Annotated in this window: 12 protein-coding genes; 6 read left to right on the top strand and 6 right to left on the bottom strand. The window is 67.5% G+C overall.

From position 1 onward, the window contains the following. Positions 1-19 precede the first annotated feature (19 nt). Genes HWY37_RS01090 through acnA form a run of 4 tightly spaced genes read right to left on the bottom strand, consistent with a single transcriptional unit; the run spans position 20 to position 5,873 of the window. Complete coding sequence (locus tag HWY37_RS01090) at positions 20-1,015, bottom strand: CobW family GTP-binding protein (RefSeq protein WP_176087638.1); 996 nt, start codon at positions 1,013-1,015, stop codon at positions 20-22. Positions 1,016-1,022: 7 nt separating this feature from the next. Beyond that, positions 1,023-1,748, bottom strand: a complete 726-nt coding sequence (locus tag HWY37_RS01085; protein ID WP_059378098.1) for an isochorismatase family protein — start codon at positions 1,746-1,748, stop codon at positions 1,023-1,025. Between the two features lie 33 nt (positions 1,749-1,781). Beyond that, positions 1,782-3,143: a dihydroorotase gene (locus HWY37_RS01080; RefSeq protein WP_176087637.1), complete on the bottom strand. Its 1,362-nt coding sequence runs from the start codon at positions 3,141-3,143 to the stop codon at positions 1,782-1,784. 30 nt (positions 3,144-3,173) lie between these two features. Next, positions 3,174-5,873 carry an aconitate hydratase AcnA gene (gene acnA, locus HWY37_RS01075; protein ID WP_246302156.1) on the bottom strand — a complete coding sequence of 900 codons (2,700 nt, stop codon included), beginning with the start codon at positions 5,871-5,873 and terminating at the stop codon, positions 3,174-3,176. Between the two features lie 298 nt (positions 5,874-6,171). Here acnA and HWY37_RS01070 point away from each other — a divergent pair, with 298 nt between their 5' ends. Genes HWY37_RS01070 through HWY37_RS01050 form a run of 5 tightly spaced genes read left to right on the top strand, consistent with a single transcriptional unit; the run spans position 6,172 to position 10,401 of the window. Next, positions 6,172-6,894 (top strand): GntR family transcriptional regulator, encoded by a 723-nt coding sequence (locus HWY37_RS01070; RefSeq protein ID WP_175207047.1) that lies wholly within the window; start codon positions 6,172-6,174, stop codon positions 6,892-6,894. Between the two features lie 21 nt (positions 6,895-6,915). Beyond that, complete coding sequence (locus tag HWY37_RS01065; protein WP_175207046.1) at positions 6,916-7,812, top strand: isocitrate lyase/PEP mutase family protein; 897 nt, start codon at positions 6,916-6,918, stop codon at positions 7,810-7,812. A 10-nt stretch (positions 7,813-7,822) separates the two neighbouring features. Continuing rightward, positions 7,823-8,542, top strand: a complete 720-nt coding sequence (locus HWY37_RS01060; protein ID WP_175207045.1) for an SDR family NAD(P)-dependent oxidoreductase — start codon at positions 7,823-7,825, stop codon at positions 8,540-8,542. Continuing rightward, a complete protein-coding gene (locus tag HWY37_RS01055) occupies positions 8,539-9,312 on the top strand; it encodes an SDR family NAD(P)-dependent oxidoreductase (RefSeq protein ID WP_175207044.1) in 774 nt (257 codons plus the stop codon). Before HWY37_RS01060 ends, HWY37_RS01055 begins: the two co-directional genes overlap by 4 nt. A 60-nt stretch (positions 9,313-9,372) precedes the next feature. After that, positions 9,373-10,401: a Bug family tripartite tricarboxylate transporter substrate binding protein gene (locus tag HWY37_RS01050; protein WP_176087636.1), complete on the top strand. Its 1,029-nt coding sequence runs from the start codon at positions 9,373-9,375 to the stop codon at positions 10,399-10,401. 58 nt (positions 10,402-10,459) lie between these two features. On the opposite strand, the gene HWY37_RS01045 is transcribed toward HWY37_RS01050, so the two are convergent. Beyond that, positions 10,460-12,715, bottom strand: coding sequence for a TonB-dependent receptor (locus HWY37_RS01045; RefSeq protein ID WP_176087635.1), 2,256 nt, complete (start codon positions 12,713-12,715; stop codon positions 10,460-10,462). A gap of 314 nt (positions 12,716-13,029) precedes the next feature. Further along, positions 13,030-13,479, bottom strand: a complete 450-nt coding sequence (locus tag HWY37_RS01040; protein ID WP_176087634.1) for a hypothetical protein — start codon at positions 13,477-13,479, stop codon at positions 13,030-13,032. Between the two features lie 123 nt (positions 13,480-13,602). Here HWY37_RS01040 and HWY37_RS01035 point away from each other — a divergent pair, with 123 nt between their 5' ends. Then, complete coding sequence (locus tag HWY37_RS01035) at positions 13,603-13,992, top strand: SecDF P1 head subdomain-containing protein (RefSeq protein ID WP_176087633.1); 390 nt, start codon at positions 13,603-13,605, stop codon at positions 13,990-13,992. Positions 13,993-13,995: the final 3 nt, after the last annotated feature.

Genomic DNA, 13,995 nt, shown 5'->3' with positions numbered 1-13,995 from the left:
TGCCCGGAGGTGTGCGGCCTCACAGCCCCAGCGGCCGCAACGCCTCGTCCACTTCCTCCGCCGACATGTCCTGCACGATCAGGACCAGCGCGCCCGCCGGCAAGACGCCTTGCGGCGCCGCCACGGGTTCGGGCGTGGCGAAGACATGCCGCACGCCATGCACGGCGCGCAGCGTTCCATCCGTCCAGCGCAAGAGCCCCTTGGCGCGCAGCAGGCGGTCGCCGACCTGACGCTGCATGTGCCGGGTCCAGCGCGCATAGTCCTCCCAGCCCACCGGCCGGCTCTGCGTAAAGGAATGGGACACGATGCCGTAGCGCAGCACGTGCGCCAGCGGCCCCGCGGCCGGCGCAGCCGTCAGCGCCGCCACGTCCAGATGTTCCGCGCGCAGGCCGTCGAACAGGGCGGGAGCGTCCTCGTCCACGGTGTCCGGCGATACCGCGCGGATGGGCGCGCTGGCGTTGTAGCCGCGCAGCGCGGCGCGCATCGCGTCTATCGCGGCCGCGTCGGCCAAGTCGGCCTTGGTCAGCGCGATGCGGTCGGCGATGGCGATCTGGGTGCTGGCTTCGCGGTACGCGTCCAACGTGGACAGGCCATGCAGCGCGTCCGCCGTCGCCACCACGCCGCCAAAGCGGTAGTGGCGGGCGATGAGCGGATCCGCCGCCAGCGTATTGATGACCGGGCAGGGATCGGCCAGCCCGGAGGTCTCCACCACCACCCGCGTGAACGCGGGAATCTCGCCGCGCTGGCGCCGGTAATACAGCGACTCCAGCGTGTCCTGCAGCGAACTGGTGGCCGCACAGCACAGGCAGCCGGAATCCAGCAGCACCACGTCGGTATCATCGGCCTTGCCCACCAGCATGTGGTCCAGGCCGATCTCGCCGAACTCGTTGATGACCACCGCCGTGTCGGCAAAGCGCGGACTGCGCACCAGGCGCGACAGCAGCGTGGTCTTGCCGCTGCCCAGGAAACCCGTCAGCAGGTAGACCGGCAACGGTCCGGCGGCAGTCGCCGACATGGGCGCCTCAGGCCTGTTCCGCGGCGGGCGCGGGCAGGTTGCGCAGGTAATCCTGCACTTCGCGCGAGGGGATCACGTCGGCGTACTTGCAGTTCAGGTCGAACAGGCTCATCGCATGGCTGGCCTGGAAACGGTCGAACGCGGCCTCTTCGGGAATGATGACCTTGAAGTTGTACGAGTAGGCATCCACCGTGGTGGCGCGCAGGCATCCCGAAGACGTGCAGCCCACCAGGATCAGCGTGTCCACGTCCAGGAAGTTCAGGTGGCTCATGAAGATGGTGCCGAAGAAGCAGGACGGCTTCTGCTTGGTGATGCGGATATCCTGCGGCCGCGGCGCCAGCGGCTCCACGGTCTGCGTGGCGTGGGTATTGGCCAGCACGGTCTTTTCACCGCCGCGGTGGTTCTTGCCCACCTGCACGCCGCTGTCCAGCAGGTCGGCGCGGCGGCCGCTCTCGGTGTAGAAGACCGGGATGTTCTTGTCGCGCGCCAGCTCCAGCAGCGGCACGATATGCGCCACCGCGTCCCAGGCCTCGCGGCCGCAATGGGTGCGGTACTGCTTCAGGCCTTCGAGGATGTCCTGGGGCGTGTCGCCGCAGAAGTTGTACTGCACGTCGATGATGAACAGGGCCGGACGCTTGCCGAAGCCGCCGCGCTTGCCGTAGCCGGCCTGCGCCAGCACCTGCTTGTCGCGTTCGGTCAGAAAGTCGTCCCAGATTCGCTTGGTTTCGCTCATGGTAGTGCCTGCCAGATAAAGAGTAGGTTCAGTTCAAAGACGCTTGAGATAACGGCCGCCCGGATTGCTGCGCGCGGCATCGGTGATGCGGCCGTCCAGCGCCACGGTGCGCCCGCGCACCAGGGTGCGCACGGGCCAGCCCTTCAGGGTCATGCCCTCGTAGGGCGAGTAATCGGAATTGGATTCGAGCGTGGCGGGATCGACGGTGCGCTCCAGGTCCGGGTCCACCAGCACCAGGTCGGCATCCTTGCCGATCTCGATGCTGCCCTTGCCCGGCATGCGGTAGATGCGGGCGGAGTTTTCCGTGCAGACCTTCATCAGCGTTTCCAGCGGCACGCCGCGGCGGTGGTAGCCCTCGTGCAGCAGGATGGGCAGCATCAGGCCGGTTCCGGGGAAACCGTTGCTGGCGGCCCAGATGTCGGTGTCCTTGGTGGCGCGCTTGCGCGGCACGTGGTCGGTGCCGATGGTGGTGATGGAGCCGTCCAGCACGCCTTCCCACATGGCGTCCACGTCGCCCTGTCCGCGCACCGGCGGGTTGACCTTGGCATAGGTCCCGGCGGGCGATTCGTCATTCAGGAACAGGTAGTGCGGGCAGGTCTCGACGTAGATGGGCGGCGCGTCGGGCGTGCGGCGGTGGCGCCGCGCCTCGTCCAGCGCCTCGCGGCTGCTCAGGTGCACGATATTGACCGCGGCGCCGGTCTTGGACGCGAAGTAGCAGACGCGGTGCACATTCTCCGCTTCCAGGAAGTCCGGGCTCTGTTCGTTCCAGGCCTTCAGGTCGTCGCGGCCGGCGGAGCGCAGCGGATCCCGCAGGACCGGAATCACCTCGACGTTTTCGCAATGCACGCCCATGATCGCGCCCGGAATCGCCGCGGTGGCGCGCAGCGCCGAATACAGCAGGCCGTCGTCGATGTCGGTAAAGCCCTTGGACAGGCCCGCCGCGCCCTTGTACATCATGTAGAGCTTGTAGGAATTCACGTTGAAGCGGCGCGAGATTTCCTCCAGCGTCTCCACGTGCAGATTGCTGGTGATGCCGAAATGGAAGCCGAAGTCCACGCAGCTCTGCGACAGGGCGCGGTCGCGCACCTTGTCGAAGGACTCGCGGATGTCCGCCGAGCGGTGGAACGACAGCACGGAGGTGGTGCCGCCCAGGGCGGCGAAGCGCGATTCGGTTTCGAAGTCGGTTTCCGGCGAACCGAAGCCGAAGTGCACGTGCGGATCGATCAGGCCCGGCAACACCCACAGGCCCTGGCAGTCTATGGTCTCGCGCGCTTCCAGCGGCGCGCCCGGCTCGGCAATGATGGCGATGCGGCCGTCGATGACGCCAAGCACGCCTTCGGTCAGCCCCTGCTGCGGCAGATACAGTCTTGCATTGGTAAGTAGGAGATCCAGCATGATGTCGTGTTTCCCGGGAAATGCGCGTTGTCAGCAATGGGCCGCTTGCGCGGCCGCCGTGTCGTTCAAGAAGCCGTTGAGGACGCTGGCGGGGATGCCGCCCTCCGCCATGAGTTTGCGTTCGGCGTGCGTGAGCACCTGGGCCTGGGCCTGGAAGACGATGCGGCGCTCGCCGTCCTCGGCGATGACGGTAATGGGCTCGCCCTGCAGCACGCCGCGGGCCACGTTCTCGAACCGCAGCGTTTCCGCGCCGGTCAGGCCCAGCTGGCGCCAGCCCTCGCCCGGCGCGAACGCCAGCGGCAGCACGCCCATGCCCACCAGATTGGCGCGGTGGATGCGTTCGAAGGATTCCGCGATCACGGCGCGCACGCCCAGCAGCGCCGAGCCCTTGGCGGCCCAGTCGCGGCTGCTGCCCATGCCGTAGTCCTTGCCGCCCAGGATCACGCTGGCCACGCCCTCTGCGCGGTAGGCCTCGGCCGCGTCGACCACCGCCATGTCCTGGCCGTCAGGGAAATGGCGGGTCACGCCGCCTTCGACGCCCGGCACCAGGGCATTCTTGATGCGGATGTTGGCAAAGGTGGCGCGCGTCATCACATGGTGATTGCAGCGTCGCGCCACATAGGTATTGAAATCGCGCGGCGCCACGCCCTTGGCGATCAGGTACGCGCCGGCCGGCGTGTCCGCCGGGATCTCGCCGCTGGGCGAGATGTGGTCGGTGGTCAGCGAATCGCCAAAGGCGGCCAGCACGCGGCCGCGCGCCAGGCTGGCTTCCAGATCGGCCAGCGCATCGCGGCCGGGCTCGGTCTTGAAGAACGGCGGCTCGACCAGGTATTGCGATTCCGGATCCCAGGGAAAGCGCAGGCCCGAGGGCGCCGGCAGGTCGCGCCAGATCGCGCTGTCCAGGCTCGCCGGGTCATAGACCTCGGCGAACAAGGCCGGGTCCGCCGCCAGCGGCAGCAGGGCCGCGATCTCTTCCTGGCTGGGCCAGACATCGCGCAGATAGACGGGCGCGCCATCGGCTCCGGTTCCCAGCGGCTCGCGCTCGAAGTCCACGTCGATCCTGCCCGCCAGCGCGTACAGCACCACCATCGCGGGCGAGCCGATGTAGTTGGCGCGCAGCAGCTTGTGGATGCGGCCCTCGAAATTGCGGTTGCCGGACAGCACCGCGGCCGCCACCAGACCGCCTTCGGTGATGGCGTCGGCCGCCGCCGTATCCAGGGGACCGGATTTGCCGCCGCAAGTGGTGCAGCCGTAGCCGATCACGTGGAAGCCTTGCGCCTGCAAGGCCTGCAGCAGGCCGGCGGATTCCAGGTAGCGAGTCACCGCGCGCGAACCCGGCGCCAGCGAACGCTTGACCCAGGCTGGCGGCGTCAGGCCCAGCGCCAGCGCCTTTTGCGCGACCAGGCCAGCGGCCAGCATCACGCCGGGATTTGAAGTATTGGTGCAGGAGGTGATGGCCGCCAGCGCCACGGAACCGTGGCCCAGGGACTCGCGGTTGGGCGGGTGCGCGGCCATGGCAGCGGCGTCCAGGCCGAATCCGCCCTCGGCCAGCGGCTGGCCCAGGCGGCGACGGAAGTCCGCCGCGACCTCGCCCACGTCCATGCGGTCCTGCGGCCGGCGCGGACCCGCCACGCTGGGACGCGCCGCCGACAGGTCGATCTCTATCACGCGGCTATAGGCGGGCGCGGGCTCGCCGGCATCGCGCCACAGGCTGTTGGCGCGCGCATAGGCTTCGATCAGCGCCAGTTGCTCGTCGTCGCGCCCGGTCATGCGGGCATAGTCCAGCGTGCGGGCGTCTATCGGGAAAAAGCCGCAGGTGGCGCCGTACTCGGGCGCCATGTTGGCGATGGTGGCGCGCTCGGGCACGCCCAGCGCCTCGGCCGCAGGGCCGAAGAATTCCACCATGCAGCCGACCACGCCCGCCGCGCGCAACTGCTGCGTGATCAGCAGGGCCGCGTCGGTGGTGAGCGCCGGCGCCTCGATGGCGCCAAGCAGCCGCACCCCCACGACCTCCGGAATCGGAAACGTATAGGCATGGCCCAGCAGGGCCGCCTCGGCGTCGATGCCGCCCACGCCCCAGCCCAGCACGCCCAGGGCGTTGACCATGGGGGTATGGGAATCGCCGCCTATGACGAAGTCGGGATAGGCCCAGTCGCCATCCGGCCGCGGCTGGCGCACGACCACCGGCGCCAGGTACTCCAGGTTGACCTGATGGATGATGCCGATGCCCGGCGTGATGACCCGCAGCCCCTTGTAGGCCTGCTGCGCCCATTTCAGGAAGCGGTAGCGCTCGTCGTTGCGCTCGAACTCGCGGCGCAGGTTGCGCTGCACCGCGCCCTCGTCGCCCCAATGATCGACCTGCAACGAATGGTCCACGATCAGGTCCACGGGAATCCGGGTGTCCACCCGCGCCGCGTCCCCGCCCGCCAGGGCCACCGCGTCGCGCAGCGCCGCCAGGTCCTGCAGCACCGGCAGGCCGCTGGAATCCGGCAGGATCACCCGCGCCACGTGCAGCGGCAGGTCGGCGCCGGCATGCTCGCGCCAGTCCCACAGCCTGCCGATCTCTTCGTCGGACACGGCGGCGCCCCAGGCGCGGTGGCGCAGCAGGTTCTCCAGCAGCACGCGGATGACGTAGGGATAGGCGTGGATGTCGCGCCCCGCGGCGCCGGCGGCGGCGGACAGGTCCGCGTAGCGCAGCGTCCTGCCGCAACAGGGGAAAGACTGGATCATGGCAGCGGTAATCGGGAAAATCTCAACTGGGGTCATCTTACGGCTTACGAAAGAATAGTGTCAACACTATTGCTCAAGCCGAAATGGATAAAGGATTCTTCAAATACAGTTTTGTGTGGCTCTGATGAAAGTGTAGATAGATGAAGCACCACCACAGAGCTAGGGATAACCCCGAAATTTCTATGTAAAATAGGCGAAATATCCATAGCAGCACCCCCGATCCGGCATCGGCCACACAATCAAGCCAACTCCAAAAGAGTTGACACTTTTTAAATTCCTTTGATAGGCTGTCAACACTATGAACACCGCCACGACCTCCATCGCCATCAAGGAAGACGCCTCCGGCCCGCTGGCCGACGTGGTGTTCGACCAAGTGCTGGACGCGATCTACCAGGGCCGGCTGGCCCCGGGCAGCGTCATCAATGAAGTCGCGCTGGCGCAGGAATTCGGCGTCAGCCGCGGTCCGGTGCGGGAGGCGGTGCGCCGCCTGCAAGGGATCCAGCTGATCACGCGCGAGCCCTACATCAAGGCGCGCGTGGTGACGCTGTCGGCGGAATCCGCGCTTGAACTGTTCCAGATGCGCATGGCGCTGGAAGGCGTGGCCTGCAACCTGGCCACGCGCCGCATGAGCGACGAGGAAATCGCGCAACTGCTGGCCGAGCTGGAACAGGACCGCCAGCGGCGTTTGGCAGCGGCCAATGGCGGCGCCCCCGCGCCGCGCGTCTTCGACTTCCATGAGCGCATCGTGCGGGCCAGCGGCAACAACCGCATCATCAACGCCCTTTGCGGCGACCTCTATCACCTGCTGCGCGTCTACCGCCGGCACTCCGGCACGGTGCTGGAGCGCAAGGACGACGCCTACGCCGAACACTGGCAGATCCTGCGCGCGATCCGCGCGCGCGACGCCGAGCTGGCGGAATCGCTCATGCGCTCGCATATCGAGCGCGCGGCGCAACACCTTTTTGAACATCTGGCCGAAGGGGCGTCCGGCATCGCCGGGCACCCCGTCTCGGCTGCCTGACATTCTTTGGAGCAGTACGACATGAACAACCCGCGCCACCAGTTCCGGCAATTGCTGAAGAACGAACCCTTCATCGTCTCCCCCGGTGTTTACGATGGATACAGCATCCGCCTGGTCGAGGCCGCGGGCTTCAAGACCGCCTGCACCAGCGGTGCGGCCGTGTCGAACGCGCTGCTGGGCATCGCCGACATCGGCGTCATGGGCTTGTCTGAAAACGTCACCCACTGCCGCCACCTGGCGCGCTCCGTCTCCATCCCCCTCACCGCCGACGCCGACACGGGCTACGGCAACCCGGTGAACGTCTACCACACGGTGCAGATGTTCGAGGAAGCCGGCGTCGCCGGCATCAACCTCGAAGACCAGGTCAGCCCCAAGCGCTGCGGCCACATGCCCGGCAAGGACGTGGTGAGCGAAGCGGAAATGGTCAAGAAGATCGAGGCCGCCTGCCTGGCGCGGCGCGACGATGACTTCGTCATCATCGCCCGCACCGACTCGCTCGCGATCGAAGGCATCGAAGGCGCGGTCAAGCGCGCCCGCGCCTACGCCAAGGCCGGCGCCGACATGCTGTTCCCCGACGCCGTGCGCACCGAGGACGACATCAAGCGCCTGGTGGACGCCGCCGGCATTCCGGTCAGCATCAACATGGGATTCGGCATCCGCAACCGCCCCACCACGCCGCTGATTCCGCTGCCGCGCCTGAAGGAAATCGGCGTCAAGCGCATCAGCCTGCCGCGCATGCTGCCCGCCGCCGCCATTTACGGCATGCGCCAGGCGCTGCAAGTCATGCAGGGCGTAATCGCCAGCGGCGAGCCCGCCGACCGTCCCGACCTGCTGGTGGGCATCGAAGACATCATGCAATTGATGGGCTACGAAGAGATGCGCGCCATGGAAAAACGCCTGACGACCCTGGCCGACTGAGCGCATCGCCATGAATGAGCGGAATCCGCAGGCGCATTGCGTCCTGACGGGCGCGTCGTCCGGCATCGGCCTGGCATTGGCCGAACTGCTGCTGGCGTCGGGCTGGCAGGTGACGGGCGTGGACATCGCGCCCGCGTCCATCCAGGGCCATGGGCAGTATCGCCATCTGGTGTGCGACCTGGCCGACGCCACCGCCTTGCGCGGCCTGTGCGTCCTGCTGGACGGCTGCGCTCCGACGGCGCTGGCGCATTGCGCCGGCGCGGTGCGCACCGGCGGCGCGCTGGACACGCGCCCGGAAGACGCGGACTGGCTCTGGCAACTGCACGGCGCCGCGCCGATGGCGCTGGTCCGCGCCCTGGCGCCGCAACTGCCGGACGGCCGCGGCCGCATCGTGCTGGTGTCCAGCCGCGCCGTGCTGGGCCGTGCGCAGCGCCTGGCCTATGCCGCAACCAAATCCGCTCAGATCGGTCTGGCGCGCAGCCTGGCCGCCGAACTCATCCCGCGCGGCATCACCGTCAATGTCGTCGCGCCCGGCGCGGTCGATACGCCCATGCTGCGCGATCCCAAGCGCGGCGCGCCGCCGCAGGTGGAGTTGCCGCTGGGCCGGCTGATCGAAGCGCCCGAAGTCGCCGCCGCCGTCGCTTTCTTCCTGGGCGCGCAGGCAGGCGCCATCACCGGACAGACGCTCTATGTTTGCGGCGGCGCCTCGCTGGGAGCGATGCCGCTATGACGCAGACGAACGCGCCCGCGCTGGAAGGCAAGGTCGTGATCCTGACCGGCGCGGCCGGCGGGCTGGGTCAGGCCATCGCTGCGCAGTGCCTGCTGGCCGGCGCCCGCGTGGCCTTGCTGGACCGCGACCCGGCGCTGCTGGCGCAATGCCGCCAGTCCCTGCCCGCCGCGGACGCCCAGGTGCTGGCGCTGGCCTGCGACGTGAGCGACCCGGACGCCACGCGCGAGGCCGTCGAACGAACCGCCGGACATTGGGGCGCGATCCACGCCCTGGTGAACAACGCCGCCGTCGTCACGCCCGGCAGCAAGGTCGCGGACCTGACGCTGGAGCAATGGCGTCAGGCGCTGGACGTGAACCTGACGGGCGCGTGGCTGATGAGCAGGCACGCCATCCCCCACATGACGCGGGCAGGCGGCGGCGTGGTCTTGAACATCGCGTCGCAGCTGGGCAGCGTGGCCGCGCCAGGCCGAGGCGCCTATGGCGCCAGCAAGGCCGGCCTGATCGCGCTGGCGCGCGCCATCGCCGTGGACCACGCGGCCGACGGCATCCGCGCCTTGAGCCTGTCGCCCGGCGCTGTCCTGACCAGCAGGCTCGTCGCGCGCTACGGCAGCGCGCAAGCCGCCAGCGCCGCATTGGCGGGCAAGTATCCGGCCGGACGCCTCGGCACGGCCGAGGAGATCGCGCAGACCACGGTTTTCCTCATCAGCGATTCCGCCTCGTTCATCACGGGCACGGATATACGCGCGGACGGGGGCTACACCGCGCTATAGCGCGGCCCGCCGCCATCGACTTCACGCAAGGCTTACATCACACAGCAAGGGGCTTGAACCATGAAGTACACCACTACCTCCGCAACGCACGGACGCCCGGCGCGCCCGGCCCTCCGCCGCAGCATGCTGGCGCTGCTTGCCGGCGCCATCGGCCTGGCCGCCGCTCCCGTCTTCGCCCAGGGCGCGGACAACTACCCGAACCGCGCGGTCACCATCGTCGTGCCCTTCCCGGCCGGCGGCGCCACGGACATCACGGCGCGCCTGGTCGCCGAAGGCCTGTCCAAGAAGTGGGGACAACCGGTAGTGGTGGAAAACAAGCCCGGCGCGGGCGGCAACGTGGGCTCGGAATACGTGGCGCGCGCCGCGCCCGACGGCTACACCCTGGTGCTGGGCGTGACGGGTTCGCACGGCATCAACACGTCGCTCTACAAGAACATGCGCTATGACCCGGTCAAGGATTTCGAGGCCATCACGCAGGCCACGCTGTATCCCAACGCCATCGTCGTCAACAACAATGTGCCCGCCAGCAATCTGCAGGAACTCATCGCCCTGCTGAAAAAGCCCGACGCGCACTATTCGTATGGCTCGGACGGCAACGGCACCGCGTCGCACCTGGGCATGGAGCTGATCAAGAACCAGGGCAAGTTCGAGATCTCGCACATTCCCTACCGCGGCAGCGCGCCGATGGTGACCGACCTGCTGGGCGGCCAGATCCAGGTGGGCATCACCGGCCTGCCCGCCGTGCAGGCCTATGCCAAGAGCGGCAAGCTGAAGATCGTGGCGTTGACCACGGCGGAACGCTTCGCCAGCGCGCCTGAGTACCCCACGGTGGCCGAGCAGGGCTTCCCCGGCTACGCCGCCCCGCCCTGGTCGGGCTTCTTCGCCCCCAAGGGCACGCCCAAGCCGCTGGTGGAGAAGATCTCGGCGGACATGCGCGAAGTCATGTCCGATCCCAAGACCAAGGAAAAGCTGGCCGCGTCCGGCAGCGAATTCACGCCGTCCACGCCTGAGCAGTTCCAGGCCTTCGTGCAGAAGGAAATCGCGAAGTGGGCCGAGGCCGTGAAGATCTCGGGCGCGCGCATCGACTAAGCCGGAAAGCAACGCGCCAGCGCCGCGGATGCGGGGCTGGCGCGTTGCGCACTGCGCGTCAGTTGTAGCGGAACGTGGCGGTCAGCATCGCCGAACGGCCCGGCGCCACGTAGCTGAACAGACCCACGTGCGAGGCTTCGTAGATGGTCTCGTTGGTCAGATTGTTCAGGTTCAGCTGCAGGCCGAAGTTCTTGTTGAACTGGTAGGCGGCCATCGCGTCGTAGCGCCAGTAGGACGGCAGCTGGTAGACGTTGGCATCGTCCACGTAGCGCTTGCCCGTGTAGGTGGCGCCGGCGCCCACCGTCAGCTCGGGCAGGAACTTGTAGGTGGTCCACAGGCTCGCGCTCTGGCGGGCAATGAACTTCATCTGATTGCCGCTGAAGTCGGTGCCGCCGCTCTGGTAGCTGGTGACCTTCGGATCCATGTAGCTGTAGCCGCCCCAGACCTGCCACTTGGGCGTAATGGAACCCGCCACGCCCAGTTCGATGCCGCGCACACGGTTGCTGCCGGACAGCGTCACGTCGCCAGTGATCGGATCGGCGCTGCGGGCGTCGGTCTTGCGGGTTTCGAAGACCGCCGCCGTCAGCGACAGGCGCTCGTCGAACACGTCCCACTTGGTGCCCAGCTCGATGCTGCGGCTCTTTTCGGGCGCCAGCGCCGCGGTGCCCGCGGTCAGGCGGCCGCCCGCCGCGCCGTCGGCGCCGCCGGATTGGCCCGCCGTTTCGCCGGAAGGATTGGACGAGGTGCCGTAGGACACGTAGATGCTGCCGTTGGGCGCGGGCTTGTAGACCAGGCCCAGCTGGTAGTTCCACATGTTGTCGGTGCGCTCGACGTTGCCGCTGGTCACGCGGTAGTTGTCGTAGCGCAGGCCTGCGTTGGCTTCCCACTGCTCGCTGAACTTGACCGTGTCGAACACGTAGGCCGCGCGCGTGAGGGTCTTGGCGGCGTCGTAGCGCGGGCCCCAGCGCAGGCTGCCGGTATAGGGCTGGCGCGGATTCGGGTTGTACAGGTCGTCCATCAGGGTCTTGTCGAAGCCGCCGGACGGCACGCCGTCGCGCTTGCTGATGGTCTCGGTGCTGAACTCCAGGCCGGCCACATAGCTGTGGCGCAGCCCGCCGGCGGTGAACTCGCCGAACATGTCGGTCTGGTTGATGAAGGACCGGTTGGTCTGGTTCAGGGTGCGCAGCGCCTTGCTCATCTGCACGCCCGGCGCCTCGGTCGAGCACGGCGCCACGCCATAGGCGGGGTTGGGCCGGTTGCTCACGCGCGCCGCGCAATTATCGAAGGACGGGCGCGTCATCACGTATTCGTTGGTGGACTCGCTGTAGCGCGTGCCGTTGCGCAGCTTCAGCTTGTCGCTGAACTTGTGCTCGACCATCAGGGTGGTCATGTCGGCCTGGTTCTTGCGGTAGTCGCGTCCGATCAGGCCGTAGTAGTTGTTGCGGTCCACCTTGGGCGGCGTGACGCGCCCCGGGCGCGACTCGTTCTTGAACGGGATGCCCAGGTCAGGCGTGTCGTCGTTCTGCAGGTGGTAATAGCTGAGCGTCACCTGCGTCGGCGTGCCCAGGCCCCAGGCGAACGAAGGCGCAACGCCCCAGCGATCGGTCTCGACGTGGTCGCGGCCCGGAATGTCGCCGCCCTGCTTCATGAAATTCAGGCGGAACGCCGAGCTTTCGCCCAGGGCCCAGTTGCCGTCGCCCGTCAGACGCCAGTTGTCGTCCGTGCCCACGCCTACCGTGCCTTCGGCGAAGTTCTCCAGCTTGGGGCTCTTGCTGACCAGGTTGATGCTGCCGCCGGTCGAACCGCGGCCGGAATAGGCCGAGCTCGGCCCCTTCAGGATTTCGACCGATTCCAGGTTGAAGGTCTCGTGCGAAAAGCGGCCCAGGTCGCGCATGCCGTCGACCATCATGTCGGTGCTGGCCTCGTAGCCGCGCACGAAGGGCCGGTCGCCGGTGGGCGTGCCGCCTTCGCCCGCGCCGAAGGTAATGCCCGGCGCGGTGCGCAGGACGTCCATCAGCGAGGTGGCCGCGCGGTCGCGCATCAGCTGCTCGGTGATCACCGTGACCGAGCGCGGCGTGTCCAGCAGGGGCGCCGTCATCTTGGGCAAGGAGGCGATGTTGGCCTCGTAGCCATCGCTTACCGCCTGCCCCTGTACGTGTACAGGCGACAGTTCGTGCACGGCGCCTGGCGCCAGGCTGCCTTGCGCCAGGGCCAGGCCCGGCGATACCAGCGCTCCGCATACCGCTGCGTAAATGGAGGCCGAAGTGTTGCCACCGGCCTTGGCGTCGGCCGTCGATCTATCTGCTTTTCTCATTGGACTCTTTCAGGAACCGCCCCGCGGCGGGTGCGCTATGCGCGCGCTCTTGGTTTTATAAGAGTGCCAATGATATTCATTCCTATTTTTACATTCAACAAATAGTCAGCTTTTATTCAGAATTCTGTCAATTTCAGAGAATTTGCCAGCCGAGACAGCCGCCGAAGCAGCGTAATAACAACACTCCGCTCCCACAAACTGCTTTCAGTGCGCAGTCATCGCCGCGCATCCGCTGGCTTCAGACGGCAAAAAGCCCCTTGTTCCGATGGCTGCCCATCGGAACAAGGGGCCGGGCGGCCAGACGGGAAGTCTGGCTACAGCGAGTACCGATATTCGCAGTTAAGCGTGGCCTTCAGCGGGGTGTCCGCCTGCACGCCGGTTGCCGAGCGCGGCCGCGCGGAGGTCAGTTTGGCCTGGAACTTGCCGGCGACGTCGCCGTTCTCGCGCTTTTGCACGGTGATACTGGACGGCAGGGCATACATCGTCAGCGGCACCGCATCCCGGACCGCCACCACCAGGGTGAACACCGACTTCGGGAAGTCCTCCACCACGTAGCTGTCGTTCTTGTTCGAATTGAACGACAGGCTGCCGTCGGCGTACCGCAGCTTCAGCTCCAGCTCCTCCGAGGACGGCGACGGAATCGCGCCTTCCACCGCGACCTTGCCGCTGTCCGACACGCAGCGCAGTTCCGCCGGCGCCGATCCCGCATGGGCGACGCCAGTCAGCAACAAGCCAGATAACAACCAGGTTCCGCGCACTGCCATGAAGCTCTCCTTGGTGGGCTCCCCTCTGGAGCCAAGGCGCAATAGTAGACCGAGGACCGCGCGGCCGGGCGCTGACGCGACATGGGCTAGGATGGAGGGGCTGTCCATCAGAAGGAGCTTGCCATGCCGTCCATGAGACAACTCGCCCGCGCGGCCGTCCTCGCCGCCCTGCTGCCTTGCGCGGCCTACGCCGAAACCGTCGTGCTGCACGCGCAGAGCGCCACCGCTGGCGCCGACCCCCAGACCGCCGCAAGAACGGTGGACGTGGTGCTGAAGCCGGAAAGCCGCCAGGCCCTGGCCGACTTCACCCGCGACCGGGTCGGCAAGCGCATCCAGCTGCGTTCGGGCGGCGTGCTGCTGTCTTCCGCCACGCTCAGAAGCCCGCTGGAAGGCGACAGCTTCACCATCACCGCGGGCGAACACGGCTTCGGCGGCAAGTCCGCCGAAGAAATCGCCCAGAGCATCATGAAGAATGGCGGCTTGACCGTGGACGACGAGAACAAGGCGAAGTAGCCG

The sequence above is a fragment of the Achromobacter anxifer genome (genome assembly GCF_903652925.1).
GTDB classification, from domain to species: Bacteria; Pseudomonadota; Gammaproteobacteria; order Burkholderiales; family Burkholderiaceae_B; genus Achromobacter; species Achromobacter anxifer.
The sequence above is the reverse complement of the archived record's forward strand: the minus strand, read 5'-3'. Positions and strand labels throughout refer to the sequence as shown.